We start from the raw sequence: 22,962 nt of genomic DNA, 5'->3' as shown, positions 1-22,962 counted from the left end.
AATTACGAATTACGAATTACGAATTACGAATTATTTTCTTCTTCTGCAACTCGTTTGAGGCGACGTAGCTGGGCTTGCATATCTTCTTTCGTCCACGACGCAGCAAAAGTGTTGAAGCCCCAGCTGACTAGGGGGTTAGGGATATCGTACTCAAAGCGATTGAGTAAAAGCGTTCCCTTTTCTGTGGGTTGACATTCCCAGCGATCGCGCCCTTGAAAAAATCCCTGAAATTCCCAAACTACCAAACCCGGTTGTCGTTCTACAACTACGCTATTCAAGGTGGGTTTTATGAGAGGAATTTGAATAATAAAACGACTTTTACTGCCGACATCAGTACTCCAAGCTTCGCCCACAGGTTCGCAACGGAGAACGGGGTTGAGCCAACGGTGCATGAGAGCTAAATCGCTAATACAGCGCTCCACCACTGTAGCTGTAGCATTAATTTGAATCGATTGTTCCAAAACTTGGGACATTCCACATTTTTAGTGCTGTTGCTGCAATTAGAGTAACGCAAAATTCAGCGGAGTGAGAGCAAGGGAGCAGGGGAGCAGGGGAGCAGAGGAGAAGTTGCAGTGAGTCTTTTCCCCTCTGCCCCTCTGCCCCTTTGCCCCTCTGCACCTCTGCCTCTTATGCCCAATGCCCGTATATTAAATCAAATATGAGTAAATATGTATGTTTTTACTGGTAAATTGATAGGCAAAACACTGACTCAGTGTTTGCGGCGAATACTTAAGCATAATTCCCGAAAACCATGAACACGACTTGGCAAGAAATAACCCAGGTGATGTCTACGACGGGCTACGCCTACGGAGTTGGTTTATCCACGAGGGTGCAGCAATTTTTGGCACAATCATCGCCCAGCCTGCAACCAATACAACCAGCAGTGAATCAAGGAATCGCTGATGTGCAAGGTATTGTTCAACAGTTGATTCTGTTTACGCCTCGTCTTTTAGGGGCAGTGGCAATTTTGTGTGTAGGTTTGCTAATTGCCTTCGGTGTAGCGGCACTGACGCGAGGAATCCTCAAGCGCACAAACATAGATAACCGCATTGCCGCAGGGGTAACGGGTCGTCAAGATGTTCCCCAAGTGGAGAAATTTATCTCCAGCTTAGTCTTTTGGAGCATTATTCTGTTGACGGCAGTAGCTGTTTTACAGACATTAGATTTGGAGGTAGCCTCTCGACCCCTGAATAGTTTTCTCAATCAACTTATTGGCTTTTTGCCAAAGGTAGTTGGTGCGGGAATCCTTTTGGGAGCAGCCTGGTTTTTGGCGACCATTGTAAAGATTATCACTGTGCGCTCATTACAGGCATTTAACCTGGATGAGCGTTTGAATCCAGAACCAGAAGACAGAGCGCCCAGCCTGAATCAGCTGTCTCTTAGCGATACGATCGGCAATGCTCTGTATTGGTTTATATTTTTACTGTTTCTTGCCCCAGTTTTAGATACTCTCGAACTCAGGCAGGCTCTACAACCAGTACAAGCTTTAATTACAGAAGTTCTGCTAATTCTGCCGAACATTTTAGCGGCGATCTTGATTGCTGTAGTTGGCTGGTTCATCGCTAATGTAGTACGGCGGATTGTGACTAACTTGCTGGCGACAACTGGTCTTGACCATTTAGGTAGTCGGTTGGGATTATCTACAAGTGCGGGGGTACAACCTCTATCGAGTATTATCGGCACAATTGTCTATGTTTTGATTCTGATTCCTGTGGCGATCGCAGCGCTTAATGCCTTGCGAATTGATGCGATATCAATACCTGCGATCGCCATGCTGCAACAGGTTCTTAACGCCCTACCTGCCATCTTTACAGCCGCAGCAATTTTGATTGTTGCCTATTTCGTCGGGCGGTTTATCGCGGAATTGGTTACAAGTATCCTCACCAATTTAGGGTTTAATAACATTTTCACTATTTTGGGTCTGACAACACCCAGCAGACGAATCGTCATTTCCACAGAACCAACAACCCCACCGATTCCAACCCGCACTCCATCGGAAATTGTCGGCATTGTTGCCCTAGTGGGTATCATGCTGTTTGCCACAGTGGCAGCGGTGAATATCTTGAATATTCCAGCCCTGACAGCATTAGTGTCTGGGATTGTGATTATATTCGGGCGGATTTTGGCCGGATTGGTGATCTTTGCTATTGGCTTATTCCTGGCAAATCTGGCTTTTAACATCATTACCAGTTCCGGCGATCGCCAAGCCCAGATTTTGGGACAAGTGGCGCGGATTGCAATTATTGCCTTAGTTTCTGCAATGGCACTGCAACAGATTGGAGTTGCCAGTGATATTGTGAATTTAGCCTTTGGACTTTTACTAGGTGCGATCGCAGTTGCAATTGCCCTAGCTTTTGGTCTTGGAGGGCGCGATATTGCCCGCGAGCAAGTTCAAGAATGGCTAAACTCTTTCAAAGGTAGAAACTAAAAATTTCTGTAAATCTAGAAAAGTGCAGCCGTAAGCATCAATAGTGCAAAAAATCTATCGGCAATTTTGCTTAAGAGGTTAAAAACTCGGAGTTTGAGTAGAGAACTCGTAATGTCAAGTTCTGAAGCTCAAATTCCGAGTTTGGAAGCTCAATTTAATCGTATTTTCCGAGTCACCTTTTTTAGCTGCGTAACTGAGAAATCCTTTAGTCTTAAGGAAAGCTGGGATAAAGCAAGGACGCGATCGCAGGAACAATAGATTCTCCCAAATTACCAAAAGCTGTGCTGATGTGGGTTATTGAAGTGATGAGTGCCATATTGGTGGAAAATCTTGGTTCAAGATTTGATTTAACAGCTTTTGTGTTAGAAAAATCACTATTATGGGAAAACTTAAAATAAGACTCTGTGTTGAAGACATTGGTTGTAATTCGTTAGCCAAATAATTACACAACAGGAGTGGCAACCTGTGCATGAGTTGAAAAAATAGTTTTATGTTCTAAAAAAATTATTATAAAATTAACATTTATGGATTTACTTATCAAAAGTATTAAACGTTTTTGGATAATTAATTGTTTCGGGATATTTGTTTTATCGGCTTGTACACCTGCATCATCCCAAGAAAAAGTTTTAACATCCAAAGAAGGAAATTTTAGTATTGTAATGCCAGGGACTATTCTAGAAGAAAATAGTACTCCAATAAAAGGTATTAATAGCCGAAATTGGACAACTCTTAAGAATCAATCTATATATTCAGTGACCCATTCAACTTTTTCCAAACCAATAGCCTCGCAGAGAATCCCAAAAGTTTTACAAATTCTAGTTAAAACTGCTAATGAAACAAGTTTTATTCAGGGTAAACAAGTATCTCAGTCTTCCATTAATCAAAGTGGATATAACTGTCAAGACTTTACTTTAATGGGCAAACCCGGTACTTCCTTGCAAGAAGTAATTAAGAAAAAAGGATTAAATATCCAGAATAAAATATTATATCAGAGAAGTCTGCTTTGTATGAATAATAATTCTGCTGTTGAGGCTGTAATAATAACCCCATCATCTGAAGATCTAAAAACGAATGGGGCCTCTTTTATTAAATCGCTAAACCTCAAACCATGAAACTGTTTTTTAGTACTTGGTATGACCATTACTGTTAGTATATTTGCAACCTTATGGCTTGGAACACATAGACTTTGCCAAGGGAATATATTTATTGCTGCGATCGCTTACGTTGGTTCTGCAATGGCGTAAGACTACCTGATACCAACGTCTGCTGTCCAATGTAACAACTGATTTAGCAGGATAGTAAAGTTTTTGAAAGTAACATACACAAACAATATAAAGTGATTACTATCTCTTTAAAAATTTTGGAAGTAAATTCGTCATGAATGCTGAGGTGCTTCTTAGTTTGAGAAAGAGAAACTGGAGCAAACACTCCACGGCATAAAACATGGATTTTATCAACGAAGCACAAAAGTTGGCAGATACAGTTAGAGATAAAGCTCAAGAAGCAGCCAACAATGTAGTAAACGAGATGAATGAGGTAGTTGATGGAATCAAGAACGCTACTAGCGAGGTGACTACTTCAAGTGTCCATGCAGTTAATGATTTACAAAGTTTATCAACCATCGCAGCACAGTCAGGTTTTCAAACTGTTCAAAATGTTAGTCAAACATTTCAACAAACTGCTGTTGGAGTTGCTGCATCTAGCATGGTTATGGCTGATGCTTTGCAAAATTTACCAAAGACAGCTGCCGAATTAGCCCAAGAGATGCCCAAGATTGCAAATAGGCTGAAATATCGTGCTGGCGTTCGGGTGGGAGACTTACCTCGCTCTGATGCAGATGTCATGAAGCTTTTTGAGAAAATTCCTGGCACGTCAAAGCTTGGAGGTAAAGAATATACAATTCGTCAATTTCTTAGAGATAAGCATGGTAGCCACATCAATCCACGTTCGCAAGGTGGATCGAATGCTGCTGATAATATCCTTTGGGAAGTAGGTGTTGATAATCTTCGCCGAGGTGCCAAAGTTATGACCGTTGGCGAACAGTTTTATATTCGGGTTTATAATGCAGTAGATTCTATTGTCAGCAATTCTGGGGCGATCGCGAAACTTGGGATTACTGCAACGGGAACAGCTATTCTCACTCAGGTTATAGTCACGGCAATTTCCTACTCTTTGGATCTTTATCGGGGTGACATTACTGTTGAAGAGTATAAAAATCTAATTTTTGAAGCAGCAAAGGCAGCAGGTATTGCGACACCAATTGTTTTTTTGGTCTTGGTAGCTGTGTTAGCTTTATTTCCAGAATTTACAGTTATTTTGTCAGCACCAGTCGTTGTTGCAGGCTTCAATGCTTTATTTGGTATTAGTATTGCTACACCCATCATTCAATCGCTAGTTCGTCATGTCGAAGCTGGAGGTTTTGGCATAGAAACTGCTGATGCTTACAAAACTGCGTTTGATGGTTCTGCGCCCTGAAATAAGTTATTCCAAATTGAAATTGCATAATTAGGGTGGGTATCTCACCCGCCCGTATCCAAATCCCGGATTTCTCACGCATAGTGTAGGCTTCAGGGGAAGAGGAGTGTGGGGAGTGTGGGGGGTAAGACTTCTTCCTCATCCTCCCACACCTCCCACACCTCCCACACCTCCCACACCTCCCACACCTCCCACACCTCCCACACCTCCCACGATTATTTGGTAATACGGATCAGTTAAGGGCTACTGGCAAAAATTTTGGGTTTTTTAGACGCGATAAATCGCCGTCTCTACAAGTGTTTTGGGCTTATATGGACTGTATTGGGTTATGTTGAGTTGCGGAATTTCTGATAAAAATCATGTATATTCAGTTACATTGGCAAAGTAATAATAAATTTTGTCCCCTCACCAGGTGTTGACAAGCAGTTAACTTGTCCGTTGTGTTTGTCAACAATAATTTGGTAGCTAATCGCTAATCCCAGCCCGGTTCCCTTACCCACAGCCTTGGTTGTGAAAGATTGATCAAAAATTCGAGATTGCACCTCAGTAAGCATACCGGGGCCGTTATCTTGGATACAAATTGTGACGGTTTTTTGTTTGGTATCAACCGATGTGGTAATAGTGATGATGTTCGGGTAAGCAGCAATATCTCGATCGCAATTGTTTTGATGGAGTTCATCAAATGCATCAATGGCATTGGCAATGATATTCATGAACACTTGGTTCAGTTGTCCGGGATAGCAACTGATTGGAGGTAACTCACCGTATTGTGTGACAACCTGGATTTTAGTGCGATCGCCATTACCTTTGAGTCGATGTTTCAACAGCATTAAGGTGCTATCAATTCCTTCGTGAATCTGAAACTCCACCTGAGATGAAATATCTGTGCGAGTAAAAGTTCTCAAAGAGAGACTGATATCTTTCAAACGGGTAATTCCTTGGTGCATTGATGCCATTAGTTTTGGCAAATCCTCCGTCAGATACTCCAAGTCAATTTCTTCAACAAGCTCTTGAATTTCCGAGTCTGACTGCGTTAGCTTCTGCTGTTGCAGGCTCACCAGGCGAAGTAGATTATTTACATGTTCCTCAATATAAGATAAATTTCCGCCAACAAAACCAACCGGATTATTAATCTCATGACCAATACCTGCAACCAACTGCCCTAATGTGGACATTTTCTCACTCTGAATCATTTGTAGTTGGGTTTGCTGTAACTGCTGTAGAGATTGAGTTAATTCTGCGGTGCGTTCTTGCACGCGTTCTTCTAGTGTGCGAGTGAGACGGGAAATTTTGAGGTGTAACTTTAAACGGGCAATGACTTCTTCGTGTTGGAAGGGTTTGGTAATGTAGTCAACTGCACCTATTTCCAGTCCGGCCACCTTGTCTGTAGAATCGGATAGGGCAGTCATGAAAATTACTGGAATATTGTGAGTGATGGGATTTGTTTTCAGTCTGCGACAAGTTTCAAATCCATCAATACCTGCCATCATTACATCCAAAAGAATCAGATCGGGATGGGCATATTCTGTTTGTTCGATCGCTGACTCTCCATCTGTTGCCATGAGAGCTTTCCAGCCACACTTCTGAATCGCTTCAGATAGCACCTTGAGATTATTTGGATTGTCATCCACTAATAGAATATGTATGGGTTTCGAGATCGGAACAGCGATCATGGATGTAACTCCGTTGTGACAAATGATTTGAGTAACTTACGGATTTTTCCGGTTTGGAAATTAGCAGTGAGTTTGCTTAACTCTGCTGCGAAGGGAGCTAGTTGACTGTTTTCCTCAATTAGTTCTCTTAACATTCCCTCAATCGCCGAGATATCTCCCATCATTGCCAGATGATAGAGTTGTTGCAAAACATCTTGGGATGGTAGAACCCATTCACTACTAGTAATCTGCTCACCTTTGGGAGGCGAAGATTCGGCATACATCCATTCCACTCCCAACAGCGATCGCAGTCTATTGAGTAGTTCGTCAATTTGGAGCGGTTTGGGTAGGAATGCTGTTGCCCCTGCCTCTAAACTCCGCTGGCGATTTGACTCAAAAACGCTGGCACTAGAGACGATAATCGGAATAGAACAGGTTTGTGGATTCGCTTGCAGGTGAACCATTAGCTCAAAACCATCCATATTGGGCATGGCTAAATCGAGTAGAATCACATCTGGATTGTGTTCAATTGCTACTTGCAGCCCACGTTTGCCATCGATTGCTTCCAAGGTTCGACAGCCAATTTCTTGCAGCAGACTGGTTAACATAGAACAGTGGTTGCGATCGTCATCGACAATCAGAATCTGAGGCGCACTACCCTGAATTCCGGTAATTTTCTGGGGAGTTGGGGTGTAATCCGTCGTAGACATCTCTTTGCCACGCCAGTCATGATCGAATGGTACTGATACTGTCAAATCCAGCCAAAACAGACTTCCTTCACCCAAGTGGCTTTGCACCTGAATTTGGCTCCCCATCAATGCCGCAATTCTTTGGCTAATCGCCAATCCCAAGCCAGTACCTTCAGATCGTTGCCTAGCTTCACCCACTTGCTCAAAGGGCAAAAAGATTTTCTCCAGTTGGTCTGGTGACATCCCAATACCCGTATCTTCAATCTGAAAACGAATTTTTTGATGTGTCATTTGTCCATTGTCATTGGTCCTTTGTTTAGACTCTTGACTAATGACTTCCACTTTGAACGTTACACTACCGTTGTCTGTAAATTTGATCGCGTTGCCCAGTAAGTTAATTAACACTTGCCGCACCCGTTTTTCATCAGCTTCAACGGCAAGTGGTAGGCGATCGCTAATTAAGATATTAAATCTAATCCCTTTCTGTTCAGCCCGGATACCACAAATCTCAGTCACACCATGTAAGAAACTGGGCAGATGCACACTAGTGACAACCAAATCCAATTTCCTTGCTTCTATCTTCGAGAGATCGAGAATGTCATTGATCAGCATCAAAAGATGCGAACCGCATTGGTAGATAATGCTGACTCCTTCTAGGTTTTTAGCTGTCATATTTGGCGATCCTTCTAGTACCTGGGCAAAACCAAGGATGCCATTGAGAGGTGTACGTAGTTCGTGGCTCATGTTGGCGAGAAACTCACTCTTGGCTTGATTGGCAGCATCGGCAGCTTGCTTTGCCTCCACTAATTCATGAGTTCGTTCTTCGACTTTTGTCTCTAGGGTTTTGGAATAATCCAATAGTTGACTGTTGGCAATTTCCAGTTGGCGATTTGTTTCTTCTAACTTCCGCTGTTTATAGGCATTAGTTGTTGCAATCACACTACCGAGAAACGCAGCTAAAGTGGGTGTTACCGGAATTAAAACACCATACAAAAACATCCCATAGCCACCCCATATACAGGCTCCACTGATGCCTACAGTTGCCCAAAGAATTTTGCCGCCGGGAATCCGCAGCTTGCAACTAGATAACAACCAACTGCCTGTAGAACCAATGACAGACGACAAAACAATCCAAACGGATAAATAAATGCCAGAAACACCGTGCAGACTGGCATTTCCTGTTTTTGCTCCTCGTACTAGTTGATGAGCAATATTGGCATGAACAACCACACCTGGAGTCGGTTTTTGAGCAGAGATCCAGGAAGAGAAGGGTGTACTGAAGAAATCATTGGTACTGGAGGCAATTGACCCAATAAATACCATGCGATCGCGCATCAAATTTGCCGGAATTTTCCCTGCTAACACATCGCGCATCGCAACTGTCCGAAATGCGGCTTCTGAACCATGCCAATTGAGCAGAATTTGATAGCCTCCTAAATCGGCATCGGTATAACCTGCTTCTTGATTTTGCAGTGGTAAGTAAATTTCCTTACCCAACTGAAACTTTTGCTGTCGGGGGTCAATGCTTTCTAAACTAATTTTTTCAGCTTCGAGGTACTTTAGGGCTACAAGGGTTGCTAATCCGGCTTTAATGGTGTTTTTCTCTTTGGCATCTTCAGCTGTCAAGAGGGCGCGACGTACAAAGCGATCGCCATCTAACACTAAATCTGCTAATCCTACCCGATCCTGTTTTTTCAATTCCGGCGGGGGATTGACGCGTTCGCCAGTAATTTTCTCAACTCCAATTAAATTGGGAGTGTTGCGAAAGACTTGAACGAGTTGCTCGTGTCCGCTTCCTTCCGGTAAATCTCGATAGAGATCCAAGCCAATCGCTCTAGGCTGCTGCGCCCGGATTTTTTCTAGTAATCGTGCCAGCGCCCAGTCTGGAACTGGCCATTTACGCACCGACTGGATATCGCGCTCATCGATTGTAACAATCACAATCTCATCTGCGTAGGCGTAGCCCGCCATAGGCATCGCCTGTGAAGATCGCTGACGAACCCATTCGTCGCGAATTTTCCATTCCGGTAAATTGAAAAGTCCCAACGATTGCCCAACTATAACTGTCAAGGCAACGCTGGGAGTAATAATCAAAACGCTGCGAGTACGTTGGATAAAAGCCTGGAATCTGCGCCACATATTTGTGTCATACAATGGGGATTGGGGAAGGTAGGGTTCCCTCTGGGGATAAGAGGTAATGAGGAGTAAGAAGAGGGGAACAAAGGGAATAAGGGGGAATTATTGAACAAGTTTCTTCTTTGTCTACCTTGTCTCTTCCCATACCTAATGCCCAAATTGGGATTAGTTAGTAGATGCTAATAAGTTCGCTGTTACAATCTCCTTCAAACTAACTGAGGATAGAAGTTCTTCCCATTGTTTGCGGAGAGTCGCATTGTTAGGTTGAGTGGTGTATACCGATGCAAGTGTCGCTACACAGTCATACCAAACACCGTTTTTACCCAAAATAGTAGCCCGCTTCAAAGCATCTTCCTCTTGGATTGCTGTTGCCAACTCCGCGCTGGGCTGGATACGCTGAATCCAACCATCGACGTAAGGCGTACTCGGGCTGAGTTGACCATCTACTTTCAGCGCTAGGAACCATTGATAGTTTTTACCAACGGCTAAAGCGGGTGCATTGGCTGGTAATTCGATCGCGATTACTCCAGTCTTCCCTGCAACTGAAATGTTCATCTGATGTTGCATATTGCCAGCTTCATCTTTGAGGCTGAACACTGCTTCTTCGGCATTGGAAGCTGGGAGATACACCAAGATTGTGGGACGTTCAGATATTGTTGTGCCATAGAAATTTTGGGGCAAGAGGGCGATTAGCGCTGCTGGTTGCGTTGTACTTGTAGTCGATGGATTCAAGTAGTAAGTACCAACGCGAGAAGCTCCCGCACTTGCTTGTTGAGGAGCGCCTTTGCCTGCGGCAGGTGTAAAGAGCTTGCCGCGAGAAGCTCCTCCAGTTGCCTGTCTGGGCGCACCTTTACCGACAGCAGGAGTAAACATACTACCGCGAGAAGCTCCTCCAGTTGCCTGTCTGGGCGCACCTTTACCGACAGCAGGAGTAAACATACTACCGCGAGAAGCTCCTCCAGTTGCTTGTCTGGGCGCACCTTTGCCGACAGCAGGGGTAAATATACTACCGCGAGAAGCTCCTCCAGTTGATTGTCTAGGAGAGCTACTGTTGGGGGGTGGGGTAAATGTAACAGCATGGGCAGTAGTCCATGTACTGCTAGCGATCAGAGCGATGACGCTCAATGTACTAGCTAAATATCGACGTTTCATGATGTTTTTCCTTATGTCATTGAAATGTGATACAAACAAAATACGTTTCTTTCGACTATGTTCAGAAGCTCAGAGAATAAGTCTTAGTAAGAGTAAAATCAGGGAACTTCTACTAGCAGTATAGGCGAGCTTGAGAGCAAACACTGTAAAAAATAGCCTAAATTATTTACAATTGAGTCCGTTGTATTACTTAGCTAAATCCAGTTGCCGATCAAAACAAAGCCAGACCAAAAGAACGGTTCGTGGAAATCAGTTTGGCGAATTAGGCTAATTTGTGCTTGTCTTAGTGCTTCGGCTTTAGTGATTTTGGGTTGCCGGAGTTGGTCATAGAAGCGAGTCATAAGCATCGCGGCTGCCCGATCTTTGACGGGCCATAGGGTGGCGATAGTTGAGCGAGCGCCGGATTTGACAGCCAAGCCCGCCAGTCCCAAGACGGCGCGATCGTCGCCTGCGGCAGTATCGCAGGCACTTAGTACCAGCAACTCGATGGCTTTTGATGGATCGCTACCCCGATTTTTCAGGAGTTCAGATAATTCTTTAACATTGACTTGTCCATCCCAAGTGAGCAAGAAGGTGTCTTCGAGGCGGGAACTAAACTGTCCGTGGGTTGCTAGGTGGACAATACCTGCACTACTAGATTTCACACGTTCAGCAAGGGCTTGACTGGTGAATTCCTGATTCAGTAACACCCTAGAAGATACCGCCTTGGAGATTTGTTTCACTTCTGATTCCACAGCAGGCAAAGCACTAAAGCCAGCGCGAGATTGGCTAATGCCACCAACGATCGCACTAATGTGGTTTTGATGAAGCGATCGCGTCGCCATCAGTTGCAATCCTGGTGAGATTGCTACAGCATACTTCTCGATCAGATATTGCTTACCGTCAAAAAGAGCTGCTATGGGAATGTTCCGCAATCGACCATCCAAAACAAACACCAATGTCTTGGTATCAATAAATGCTTGCTCTGCTTCCTCTGGACGAATCAACCAACCATAAATTTGTTGAGATAATCGATCTCGGTTTTTAGAATCCGAAACAGGGTTAAGAGCAACCAAAAAATTGTCTAGAGTCTGCTCAATTTCAGCTTGCGATTTATGAGTGACATAGGAACGGAGTGGTTGCCCTGCTTTGGAGAGAATTACTGTTAAACGATCTGGCAGGATGATTGGATAAATGACGGTTGCAGTGGGATCGACCCGATCGATCTGTTGAGTTCTATCTAAACAGGCTTCCCGAAAAAAGTTATCGAGTTCCGCAATTTGGAGTGCCTCAATCAATTCACGAGCTTGTATTAGTTCTGCTTGACTAGGTTGATTCTCTAGAAGTAAATCAACCAGTTCTCGGTAGACAGGCTCTACACTGGTGCGAAAAGAGAACTGGACATCAGGGTTGATAGCTACCAAATCTCCCCGCAGTGCCTTTAAAGCGTTGACTGCTTCTGTATAGGCGGTAATCGCTTTTGAGCGATCGCCTTGTTGTTTATACAACTGTCCCACCTGCCAAGCAGATTGAGCAATGATATCGTTAGCTTGGAGTTGGCGGGCAATGTTGAGGGATTTCTGAGTTAACTCCTGTGCTTCAGATAACTGCTGTGTACGCTGATAGAGTTTTCCCCACTGATTTAGTGCATGAGCTTCGGCTTGAGTATCCTGGATTTGCTGTGCAGATTTGACTGTGACTGCCATCAGTTGCGCCAAATCTTTTCGCGGTAGAATTTGCTCAGAATTTGACTGGTGGTTGAGAGTGGCAACAAAATTGATCGCTGCGTAGAGTGAGGTGTGACTGGGGGGCAGTTCTCGGAGTTGTTGCAGTAGTTGAGGTGCCAGTGGGTTAACAAACTCCAGTTTGTCGTAATTGAGGAAAAGTTTGAACTGAGCCAAACGCGCTTGTAATCGATCGCTTGGGTTAGTTGTTAAGAGTTGAGCCTGTTCAAAGTAATCTAATGCGGCTTCCGGATCTTGCAAGTCAACGGCAGTTTGGCCCAGACCGATCAGAATAGAACTTAACTGGGGTTGGGCTGAAATTTGGCGAGCGATCGCTAAACTTTGCTCTAAAATCTGTTGACTTTTACCAGATTCGCCAATTATTTGCAAGGCTAAACCAAGCGATCGCAGTCCGCTGACTTTGATTTCATTATCCGGCATCCCTTGGAGTTTTTGAGTCAGTGCTTCTAACTGTTGTTTAGAACGACGATAAAATCCTAAAGTTTGTAAAGCTTGTGCCTGATTGATTTGACTACCCAGGCTTCCCATTGTGTCGCCTGCTTGCTCATAAAATTTTTGAGCTTTTTGCCAACTTTCGAGGGCGGTTTCGGCTTTGCCAGTATGCAATTGCAAATTTGCTTGGGTATTGAGTGCTTGTGCCCAGAGAATTGCATCAGCAGAGGGTTTAGCTATTTGTAACAGTTTCAGACTTTGCTCAATAGACTGTTGGGCTGCTTGCCATTGATTAAGTTCCTGTAGTGCCAGTGAGAGGTAACTTAAACTTAGAGCTTCGTTCAAGCGATCGCCTTGGGTATGATACCGTTGTGCTGCCGTTTGCCAAATCGTCACTGCTTCTGCAAAGCGTCCTGAATGGTAGAGGTTTCGTCCCTGTTCTAGCCAATTGCTAGGCTGGGAAGTTGATACTGACACATTTAGGGTAGAAGTTGTTGGTACTGGCAAAGACGCTCTAGTAGGTGTAATGGTTATTGCCAAACACAAGCTCAAAATACTCAGACTGATATATAGCCAACGAAGTTGTTTAATTTGGAAATACATAAATAATTATCACTAAAATAGTTTAATTTTTTGTATAATATATTACTTTAAAATTTAACCAACTTGGTTATAAGATTCCTGAGCAAATTAACTCTTGGGAACTGCATCACAAGTTAACTGGGGCTGTATATTTGCGGTAGATTGGGTTGCAATTAATTCGACTTTGCCGTTAGCATTGCGCTGCCAAGAAGTGGCTTCAACGAGGACTTTTGGGGATACAGGTATCTGCGTAGTTACCTTATCTGTATCTGTTTTTCGGTAAGCAGACAAATCTCGTAAATCGTCCCAAGTGCGTAGGCGTAGCCCATCGTAGACATCACTCGTCACCTGATTAGGATTTTGCGGCACACCACCTCGTCCCGTTGCTACAAAGCGGCTGCCTTCACTGTCCGCGCAGCCTGTAGCAATTTGCTGGGATGGATCGGTGACATTTGCAGGCAATTCGACTAAACCAGAATTTGGATCGATACCGATAGTATTAACTTGAACTGTGCCACTTACCCCAAATTGGGAACTGGCAGTAATGTCACTATCAGGAGTGAGTTGGTTGCGGAACTTCAGCCCAAAGATGCCTTGAGTGGTGATTTGGATATTACCACCTCTGCCTCGCACTGCATTGGCAATAATGTCGCTGTTTTTTAAGCCGACGATGATGGGTGCATTGATATTTATATTACCTCCATTCCCCGATCCGCCAGCTGTTGAGGTTATCTGGCTATTGTCTTGCAGAAGTAACAGGTTTGTACTGGACAATTTAATATTGCCACCATTACCGGATTCTGTTTGTGCTTGAATAAACCCTTGATTCTTTAATTGAATGCTGGCTGCATTGATGTTAATATTGCCACTATTTCCACTGCCTTGACTGGTGACACTGACTGTCCCGCCATTCGTCAGCGTTAAGTTCGGTGTGGTAATGCTCAAAGTACCAGCATTGGCTGTTAATATATCTGGCAGACCAAATCGTTTCCGCAACGACGGATCGGGTCGGATAGTGGAAGCGTTAATGCTACTCTTAATTGCCCGACCTTGACCACTGATGACGATCGCTTCAGTAGCATCGATCCTCAAATCTCCCCCATTACCTGCAAAAAATGAGGTAGTGGCAACTGCTCCCCCATCCAAAATTTGCAATTTGGCAGTATCCAGGGTCAAGGTTTTGGCACTTCCAGTTGCAAATGTAGTTGAGCTAATGTTGCTGTAAAGTCCAGAGGGACTTTCTCCGATCACCGTGGTATTGTTGTTGCGAATCGTCACTTTACCACTAGAACCATTGCCAAAGGTAGACGAAGATAGTGAGGCACCGCTTGATACTAGTAGACTATTACCATTGACGAAAACATCACCAGCATTCCCAGTGCCTATTGTAGTAGTGTTAATTGTGCTGATGTCAGCAGGATTATTGGGTGAAAAACCAGACAGTTCAATGGCGGTTGCATCAATGTGAATATTACCACCACTGGGAGCTGTTCCAAGAGTTGTGCTATTCAACCCCGCTCCCGACTTGATAGTAAGGTTGGGAGTAATAACGCTGATATTCCCACTAGCTCCGCTACCCAAAGCATTACTACGCACTCCGCTCTGAACTGTGCCATCAGCTGTTTTGGCAATTAGATTAATGGACTCTGTAGCCTGAAGGCGAATATCACCACCAGGGAGATTGCCAAAATTTTGTGCCAGTACCAGAGAGCCATCGGTGAATTGAATTTGCCTACCCTGAATTTGAACGGAACCTGCATTCACGCCGCTGATATCTAATAGCGATCGCTGTGCCAGTTGAATATCGCCAAAGCTTTGTACATTCCCATATCCCAGCGTATAGCCCTGTGCGGTTGGTATCAGGTTTACCAATGCTGTACCGCTTACACTACCCAATTCAACTCGCCCTCTTTCAGCGATCAGGTTTGCCCCATTTAGATGTATGTCGCCACCCACTAAAGCTAGGGTGTTTCCCGGCTCTACCCGCAGTTTTGTAGAACTGGGAATCCGAATCAGGGGAACCAGAGCCAGTCCACTGACATTCCTCAAAGTATGTCCTGTACCTTGAATGTTTATGGGTGCGGGATTGTTACCCAGTTGCAAGCCAATGGGAACATTGATACTCAACAACGGGGTAGCTTGGAAATTAATTGCGCTAAACTCAGCGCCATCGGCAAATTTAATACCCCTGGCAGTGGTACCAATAAATGAACCCCCAATGTTTAGTTGGGCATTGGCTCCAAACACGATCCCACTAGGGTTGATCAAGAAGAGACTAACGGGGTTGTTGCCGTTAATCGTCTGAATCAAGCCATTAATGTTAGAAATATTACCGCCAGTAACACGGCTGAAGATGGTAGAAATGTTGGGCGTGTTTACTAAATCAAAAGTAGCCGAACCGCCAGTGGGAACCGAAAACTGCTGGAAACTGTGAAATAAGTTACTGTTAGCGGCACTACCATTAGTAATGGTGAATTGATTACCGTTTTGGGAAACAGTAGTATTGAGGGTGCCATCAGGAGTTAGCTGGGCACTCACAGAGGCACACCAAAGGAGCATCCCACCTGTCAGCATTATATCGATCAAACCCCAGCAAACAGAAGGTGCTTTCATCGCTCACTTTTTATCAATATATATATAGATAGGGTTCCCTAAGCGGTATTGTGTTTGAACAGCATCAAAAATTTTAGTAGTCATCTTGGTGTAGCTTTGTGATTTCAATTGCCTAAACCCATGACTCTCAATACCCTAAGAGCTTTTTGAATAAAAACTTTCTGAGCGATCCGTATTCATATATTCATAGTTAGAGGGATTGTCGATCGCTTCCCTCAAAACGCTGAATAACTCACTGAGAAGTACAGTCCATTTTCCTGGAGCGATCGCCTTTCCCCGTCCGCTGAAATCAAAGGAATGCCCCAATCTAGGCGGGCCAAGAAGTTATCACCCTGTTTCCATAACAGCCCCAACCCAATAAATAGGCTTCTTGCAGATCCACTCCCCGGCGAAAACTGCCCACACTTGGCGATCGCAAAGCTGAGTGTTATAAATCCAGCAAAAATCCTCAGTTCGCCCAAAGACTTGCTTACCTTTGGCTGATTTATAACCAAGGTTTTTCTAAGCATTATTTGTAATTAAATAAATTAAGGATTAAATTTTTAATACTTTGGAAAGTATAAGTAAATAAGTGGTAAGTACCATATCTAACTTAAAAATTTTCCGAAAAGATCGGTAATATTACTAATTGTCAAAAAAGAGTTCAGGAGCAAAGCCAGATACAAGAAGGGTATTCTGCCCGAAAAAATGGATAAATTACTGCTTAAAGACAGCCACAAAACTTGAAATTCGGTGGTTTACAAAACACTTGCAGACTCACTACCGCTACGGGTGAGCAAGCTAGTAAGAACATCTTGATGCTGAATTCTACCTTCTTTCAATTAATTTGATATTTTTAATTATGCAAATATATCAAGATGATTGCACTATATCCAAAGCAAAAGTCAGAGCGAAGATTTCCTCGGCTCTGAACTTTGTAAGAGAGTATTCTTATTTAAATTCCCTAACTTTACTTATAGGGATTCACTGTTAGCTGATAACTGTTAAGCAGCATATTTCACTGACAAATTAAGATGTACTTATCCTGTTTCACTTTTTTGCAGTTTGATTCATGAGCTTTCAGAGGCTTTTTCATCTTTAGGATAAAGAGAGCGAATTAACTCCCGAATTACATCAGTTGCTGGTCTGCCAGTCGTTGAACAGTATTGTTCAAGCTTCTGTGCCTCGCCTGATGTGAGATTGATTGTAAGTCGTTTAACAGCCCATTTTTTATTCATGTACTAGACAAGGTATGTTTTTAAACTACTTCTCTAATATCAATCATCTAAACTGCTCTTACAATGGTATAAGTAATGACATTTAGTTCAAGTAATCATGAAGTTAAATAGGATATTTTTCCCAGCAATAGCGAAGATATGAAGTATATTCTAGATTATAAAGTTAAGTTACTTTCTAGGCAGTAATTATAAATAGAATGTAAAACTAACATTAAATATATCAATACAAAATAAGTATTCTCACATAACAATTGAGGATAATAATATAGAAAAAGTTGGCAGCCCTAGCAAATAGAATTCGCGGCTACACACATCAAACCCACCTCCAGGGGTTTTAAAGCTTGGATCTTCTTTGAGACTACCTCGTGAGAAGGGCTTGCCTGCGTTTGTGTCGTAGCGAATTTCATTTTCCCAATCTTTTTCAAACTTAATTGGTTTTAATTGTTAATAAGTCATGTGTTGATAATGTATCGGCAGCAGATTTGATCGCATCAAATGACATTCCCGATTTTTCTGCAATATCTAATAGAGTATGCTGACCGTCAGATAAATTTAAAACCCAGAGGATTGCCATTTCATTTAGCCCGCTATCTTTGTTACCACCAACTGCGCGATAGATTCCTCTTTTACCTAACTGTGGCTCACATTTGGGATTTTTGTTGTAGTAGATTTCGTTATTGTTGAGGATATGCAACATCGAATGACATTGAAAGAATGACTCGGCAAGATATTGGGGTTGAACGAAATTTAAATCGTCTGCTGAGGTATGGTATTCAGGAAAACTACCATGAGGCGATCGCATGAAGCAACCTACAGCTAAATTAAATCCAGGCGAGCAATATTGTCGCTCATCATAGCCATAGGGGAAGAAATCTATAATTTTGTGATCTTGTTTTGAGTTTTTGAGTACATAAGCAGCAACTTTATCGATTTCAGTGTCACCTCTACGGCTTTTTTTGTAGGTAAAGTTGCCTGCATCTCCTAAACAAGTTAATACCAAGCCATGTTTAATGTTATTGACTTTAGCTTCGTTGAGAGCTAACCATGTAATTGAGCCAATGGTTCCGGGAATCCAGAGAAATCTATAGGAATATCTTGGTGTAGTTTGACTTAAATATTTAGCGATAAAAATAGCGATCGCAATTCCCGAAAGATTATCATTACAGAGTGAAGGATGACAGGCATGGCAAGAAATCAAGACTTCATCAGTACTGTCTCCAGGAATATAATACTCACCATAAGTCAAGTAACCTGGTTTTAGAGAAGAATCAATACATACTTCATACTCTTCATCTTCTAGTTGCAAATACTGATTATGAGTCAGGCAAAAACCCCAACTTTCTTTGTAATATGAAGTTCGGTAAGGAATCCAATTAGGATAATCGGCAAGTGTAAATAGATGCGATTTAAGTTCTTGAAGAGATATTTTTTGATGTATGGGAATACTATAGTTAACAACGTGCAAATTTGAATTTGTAAAATCTACAATCTTTTCACCTTGAGAGTTTTTAATATAGGCATCTTTAATATTCCATTCATTAGGGACTGTCCAATCAAATACCTCTGTTCCTGTCGGCACTTCATGAACTGACAAAGGAAGATGCTGCTGAAGAATTTTTAAAGTTTCTCTAAATCCATCACCTGTAATACTGCGGCAGATGGGATATAAATCAGAAATTAGCTGGTAAATTTCTAGACTGATATCCTTGAGGTTAAAAGAATTTTTTAGATCGAATAAATTAATATTCTGAAGTCTATCTGCAACCATAAGTAGAATCCTTGTTAACTGGTGTATCTAATCTCTTGCTGATGTTTTGTATACCAATTTACAGTCAATTCCAAGCCCTTTTTTAGAGGAATTGAAGGTTGCCAACCCAGTTTCTCGTATGTATAAGCCGTATCAGCTACTCTTATTCTTTCCATCGGCCGCTCAGGTAAAGCACCAAATAGAGGCTGGATTTGAGGGTTAACCAGATTAACAAGCTGGGACACAACTGCATGAATGGGTACTAGTTCTCCCGAACCTAAATCGAATGTACAACCCTCTACACTAGGAACTTGTGTTGCAGCCAGAAGTCCTGCAATCACGTCATCAATATAAATCCAATCAACTTGACGCTTTCCACTACTAAGTTTTGGAGCTTGCCCTTGCAACAAGGAAAGAATAACAGAAGGAACGATCTTAGACACATTTTGCCGCGGCCCATAAGTCATAAATGGCCTAACAAGAACTACAGGTGTTTGATAGAGTCGATGGAACATTCGACCATAAGTACTACTAGCAAATTTAGCAATAGCATAAGGAGAAGAAGGAACTACTTCAGGACGATCTTGTTCTGGTTCCTCTAAAGAAGCTATTAACACAATGCGACTACAGGCAATTTCGGTAGCTACCGTCAATAAGTTAATAGTACTAGTCAGCAAACTGTGAAAGGTAGGTAATATGAACTCTAGATTAGGAACTGCTGTTACAAGACCGGATAAATGGAAGATTACGTCAGGTTTAATGCTGTGGAAAAGGTTTTGAACAAATTCAATGTCTTCCATGTCACCCTGCCACCATCGCAAGCAGCTGATATCAGAAGTATGAAAACTGCGAGAAACAGCATGTACTTCTGCACCATTCTGGCATAAATGACGGACTAAATGAGATCCTAGAAATCCGCTAGCACCTGTAATCAGTATTGTTTGTCCAGACAATTTTTCAACAGAGTTCACCATTTATTGCTCACAGACTGGAGTTTGGAAAACAAAAGTTATTCTACAAGAGATTGTTTGTTGTAGACAACAACAATGTATCAGTAATCGGGCAGAAGTCAGTGCCTCGTAAGAAGTCGCCTAAAGAAGTTCCTGTACAAGCTGAATCAATATTTGGCGCACCCTTTTGAGCTATGACATCATCAAAATGTACAGTTCTAAAGTCAATACTGAAACGGGTATAGCCTGATGTGTTGGGAATAGTGGAGTGCATCTGCGCTCCTGAAAAGAGAATCATGCCACCGACTTGTGTAATTAACCGCAATTGCGGCTCCATTTCTAAAGTTTCTTCCGCATGGGGTTGCTTGCGCGTATCTGTTTCAATGTGCTGTGCCGCATTTTTGCGACTTTCTTTAATCCACTGAGCGTAGTCATAATCCCTTGAGCTATTCTTAACTGGTTGACTCCAGTAGCGTGGATGGAATGCCATCGCATTCTCTGGAGTAATATCGTAGACAGGAATCCACCAGTTGATCTGGCACTGAGGAGCAGAGTACCAGGTGTCACGATGAGGATGGAAAGCGTAAGCAATGCCAGCAGTCAGATAGCGATCGCTGGTTGCTGTTCTCAGGCGAGGTACATCGAAATAGGTTTTGTTCAAGTCACATCCACTTTCTTTCAAGATGCCTTGAATGAGTTGTTTAGATTCAGGATGATGGATAAAAGCTGGCTTGAGTTGTGCTAAAATCTCAACGTATTTCTCTACAGGCAGACTATGTTGTGCTTCTCTTGGATCTAAAGGGGCAAATGCTTCTTCAACCATGCCACGAGCAAAATCACATAGAGCGATCGCACTGGCGCAAGGAGAAAAGACAAATATTTCTCCATTGTAGAGATACTTGCGTTTTATTTCATCACTAAAAGTCGAATCAAAATAAATTGTATTCACTTCGTCCCTCATCTGCTGTAACAAAGTTTGAACACAGTGTTGTGTTAAGAATGAAACTCAAAATTTAATTTTCCAAATTCTGATTTTCTCTGTTTCTGCGCCTCTGCCTGATACTAATCCTGCATTCACTCAGCAACTATATATTTTTAAATTGCTCTTAAAAGTTACGTCGCCGTAGACGTTACAATTTTTTTCGATTCAAATAAACTCCAAGCCCGATCTTTTTCTGAAATTTCAGTTACAGGTAAAGGCCATTCAATACCAAAAGCTGGGTCATCGTAGCGATACCCACCAGCATATTCTGGTGCATATAAATCACCCATTTGATACATCACTTCGGCCTCATCAGTCAGAGTTTGAAAACCGTGAGCGCACCTATCTGGTATATAGAGAGCAAGGCGATTTTCAGCAGTCAACTCTATACCAATATGAGATAAATAGCTAGGAGATTCTGGACGCAAATCGATTATTACATCATAAATAGCCCCCCTGATACAACGCACCAATTTTGTTTCCTGAGAAGGAGGCATTTGATAATGCATACCCCGCAATGTTCCTTTTTTATAGTTAAAAGATAAATTGCATTGGGCAATAGCAGGTTTTAAACCACGATTTTGAAATTCCTGAGTACAGAAACTCCTAGCAAAAAAGCCCCGAATATCTCGGTGCAATTCTAAATCAACAATAAATGCTTCTTTTATTTTAGTTTCAGTAAAAATCATAAATTTACAAACCTGATAAAAATTCCAATTCTAATTTTTTAGAAAAATATTTTTCGACAGTAAAATGCTTCAGCATATTTACTCGGTGAATTTGATTCAATCCCGCGAATTCTCATAATTGAACGAAAAGTCTCTTCTGTAAACCACTGCTTATTATTTTGGGTAGCGAACGCATCCAAAATATATTGAATTTTTCGACGGCAGACTGTTTCATTTAAATGAACAAAGAAATTAGGAATACCCAAATCCCCATCATATTTGGGTATTTCATATTCCAAAATTAAATGATTTCTAAAGGTATTCCAAGTAAAGTCAGAAATTAAGCGGTGATCTTGGTGGCGATCGTCTCGATGATGAGTAAAGATTATATCTGGTGAAAATTCTTGCTTCAACTGTTCAAAGCATTCCTTCACCTCTATCCCTTGAAAAGGTAGAAAGCCATCTCGAAAATTTTTAATGATAATTTTCTTGACCGGGATTTCTTTTAAGAAGAGACTAGCACTTGTCGTTGCTTCCTCTGCTCTTTGCTCATTGGAACTAAAGACAACCCAATAGATAACAACATCTTGGTAATTCTCTATCAGCTTTAAAATTGTGCCTCCACAACCAATCTCTATATCATCACAATGAGAACCTAGACAAAGAATTTTGTACTCAGATTCTTCTGTCTTGTTCAAGCTAAGTTGGATCATATATTATGGCTGACTTCTAGTTGTTCATCTCCCCATACTTCCCAAGGTCTGTCGCCTTGAGCATACATATCATCTAACTGTTGCTTCTCTTTAAACGTATCCATTACCCCGAAAAAGCCAGTATATTTATACGCAAAAAGTTCTTTTTTGGCAATCAGTCTTTGAAAAGGCTCAAGAACAAGTTCTTCACCACGATTAATATAGTTAAAAACCTCTTTTTTAAAGATAAAATATCCTCCATTAATCCAAATATCACGTTGTTTGACTTCTTTGATATCCTTCACCAAGCCATCCTCCTCCATGTCAACTAGGTGAAAACTTTGGCTAGGTCTGACACACAAAAAGCTACCGATTTTATCACGTTGATAGAAATGATTAATATATGTTGGTAAATGTAAGTCGGTCAAACCATCACTGTAATTAGCTAAAAATACTTCTTCTCCTTCTAGATACTTTTCTACCGCCTTGAATCTTTGACCAATATTGGCAGTTAACCCTGTATCTACAAATGTGATATTCCAATCTTGAATATCTCGATTAAATAACTGAATTTGGCTACCATTGGAAAGGCTAAAGTTATTAGAAAGCCATTCATTGTAATTCAAAAAATAGCTTTTAATTAGGTCAGCTTTGTAACCAAGACATAAAATAAAATCTTTGTGCCCATAGTGAGCATAGTATTTCATTACGTGCCATAATATCGGTCTATAACCAATATTCACCATTGGCTTAGGAATACTTTCTGAATACTCTCTCATTCTCGCTCCTAAACCACCGCAAAATAAAACTACTTTCATGTTAT

At 42.1% G+C, this 22,962-nt stretch carries 18 protein-coding genes; 4 read left to right on the top strand and 14 right to left on the bottom strand.

Translation table 11 applies throughout. The annotated features are described in order from the left end of the window. Positions 1-23 precede the first annotated feature (23 nt). Positions 24-473 (bottom strand): SRPBCC family protein, encoded by a 450-nt coding sequence (locus tag AC1F2U_RS16330; protein WP_480262044.1) that lies wholly within the window; start codon positions 471-473, stop codon positions 24-26. 278 nt (positions 474-751) lie between these two features. On the opposite strand from AC1F2U_RS16330, the gene AC1F2U_RS16325 reads away from it, so the two are divergent. The 4 genes from AC1F2U_RS16325 (at position 752) to AC1F2U_RS16310 (ending at position 4,903) form a co-directional block, all read left to right on the top strand. After that, the gene (locus AC1F2U_RS16325) at positions 752-2,428 is read left to right on the top strand and encodes a mechanosensitive ion channel (RefSeq protein ID WP_480262043.1); all 1,677 of its coding nucleotides are present in this window, start codon (positions 752-754) and stop codon (positions 2,426-2,428) included. Between the two features lie 111 nt (positions 2,429-2,539). Further along, positions 2,540-2,686, top strand: coding sequence for a hypothetical protein (locus AC1F2U_RS16320; RefSeq protein WP_480262042.1), 147 nt, complete (start codon positions 2,540-2,542; stop codon positions 2,684-2,686). 266 nt (positions 2,687-2,952) lie between these two features. Beyond that, entirely contained in the window at positions 2,953-3,540 is a 588-nt protein-coding gene (locus tag AC1F2U_RS16315; protein ID WP_480262041.1) for a hypothetical protein, read from the top strand. Positions 3,541-3,871: 331 nt separating this feature from the next. After that, positions 3,872-4,903 carry an HNH endonuclease gene (locus AC1F2U_RS16310; protein ID WP_480262040.1) on the top strand — a complete coding sequence of 344 codons (1,032 nt, stop codon included), beginning with the start codon at positions 3,872-3,874 and terminating at the stop codon, positions 4,901-4,903. A gap of 371 nt (positions 4,904-5,274) precedes the next feature. Here the strand turns inward: AC1F2U_RS16310 and AC1F2U_RS16305 are convergent, their stop codons facing one another. The 13 genes from AC1F2U_RS16305 to AC1F2U_RS16245 all read right to left on the bottom strand — a co-directional run bounded on the left by AC1F2U_RS16305 (position 5,275) and on the right by AC1F2U_RS16245 (position 22,957). After that, on the bottom strand, positions 5,275-6,576 hold the full coding sequence (locus AC1F2U_RS16305; RefSeq protein WP_480262039.1) for a hybrid sensor histidine kinase/response regulator: 1,302 nt from the start codon (positions 6,574-6,576) through the stop codon (positions 5,275-5,277). After that, entirely contained in the window at positions 6,573-9,383 is a 2,811-nt protein-coding gene (locus tag AC1F2U_RS16300) for a CHASE2 domain-containing protein (protein ID WP_480262038.1), read from the bottom strand. Before AC1F2U_RS16300 ends, AC1F2U_RS16305 begins: the two co-directional genes overlap by 4 nt. A gap of 162 nt (positions 9,384-9,545) precedes the next feature. Then, entirely contained in the window at positions 9,546-10,532 is a 987-nt protein-coding gene (locus tag AC1F2U_RS16295; RefSeq protein ID WP_480262037.1) for a DUF928 domain-containing protein, read from the bottom strand. Between the two features lie 194 nt (positions 10,533-10,726). After that, a complete protein-coding gene (locus tag AC1F2U_RS16290) occupies positions 10,727-13,291 on the bottom strand; it encodes a CHAT domain-containing protein (RefSeq protein WP_480262036.1) in 2,565 nt (854 codons plus the stop codon). A gap of 87 nt (positions 13,292-13,378) precedes the next feature. Then, the gene (locus AC1F2U_RS16285; protein WP_480262035.1) at positions 13,379-15,883 is read right to left on the bottom strand and encodes a two-partner secretion domain-containing protein; all 2,505 of its coding nucleotides are present in this window, start codon (positions 15,881-15,883) and stop codon (positions 13,379-13,381) included. Between the two features lie 215 nt (positions 15,884-16,098). Beyond that, positions 16,099-16,392, bottom strand: coding sequence for a hypothetical protein (locus tag AC1F2U_RS16280; RefSeq protein ID WP_480262115.1), 294 nt, complete (start codon positions 16,390-16,392; stop codon positions 16,099-16,101). Between the two features lie 540 nt (positions 16,393-16,932). Next, complete coding sequence (locus AC1F2U_RS16275) at positions 16,933-17,100, bottom strand: CopG family transcriptional regulator (protein ID WP_322662451.1); 168 nt, start codon at positions 17,098-17,100, stop codon at positions 16,933-16,935. A 427-nt stretch (positions 17,101-17,527) separates the two neighbouring features. Continuing rightward, entirely contained in the window at positions 17,528-18,868 is a 1,341-nt protein-coding gene (locus tag AC1F2U_RS16270; protein WP_480262034.1) for a DUF4910 domain-containing protein, read from the bottom strand. A gap of 14 nt (positions 18,869-18,882) precedes the next feature. Continuing rightward, positions 18,883-19,821 (bottom strand): NAD-dependent epimerase/dehydratase family protein, encoded by a 939-nt coding sequence (locus tag AC1F2U_RS16265; RefSeq protein WP_480262033.1) that lies wholly within the window; start codon positions 19,819-19,821, stop codon positions 18,883-18,885. 40 nt (positions 19,822-19,861) lie between these two features. Further along, complete coding sequence (locus tag AC1F2U_RS16260; RefSeq protein ID WP_480262032.1) at positions 19,862-20,746, bottom strand: 2OG-Fe(II) oxygenase family protein; 885 nt, start codon at positions 20,744-20,746, stop codon at positions 19,862-19,864. Between the two features lie 164 nt (positions 20,747-20,910). Beyond that, on the bottom strand, positions 20,911-21,468 hold the full coding sequence (gene rfbC, locus AC1F2U_RS16255; protein WP_480262031.1) for a dTDP-4-dehydrorhamnose 3,5-epimerase: 558 nt from the start codon (positions 21,466-21,468) through the stop codon (positions 20,911-20,913). Between the two features lie 38 nt (positions 21,469-21,506). Further along, complete coding sequence (locus tag AC1F2U_RS16250) at positions 21,507-22,160, bottom strand: PIG-L deacetylase family protein (RefSeq protein WP_480262030.1); 654 nt, start codon at positions 22,158-22,160, stop codon at positions 21,507-21,509. Then, a complete protein-coding gene (locus tag AC1F2U_RS16245) occupies positions 22,157-22,957 on the bottom strand; it encodes a sugar phosphate nucleotidyltransferase (RefSeq protein WP_334893605.1) in 801 nt (266 codons plus the stop codon). The genes AC1F2U_RS16250 and AC1F2U_RS16245 overlap by 4 nt, the downstream gene beginning before the upstream one ends. Positions 22,958-22,962: the final 5 nt, after the last annotated feature.

It is taken from the genome of Nostoc sp. LEGE 12454 (assembly GCF_056620565.1).
The sequence above is the reverse complement of the archived record's forward strand: the minus strand, read 5'-3'. Positions and strand labels throughout refer to the sequence as shown.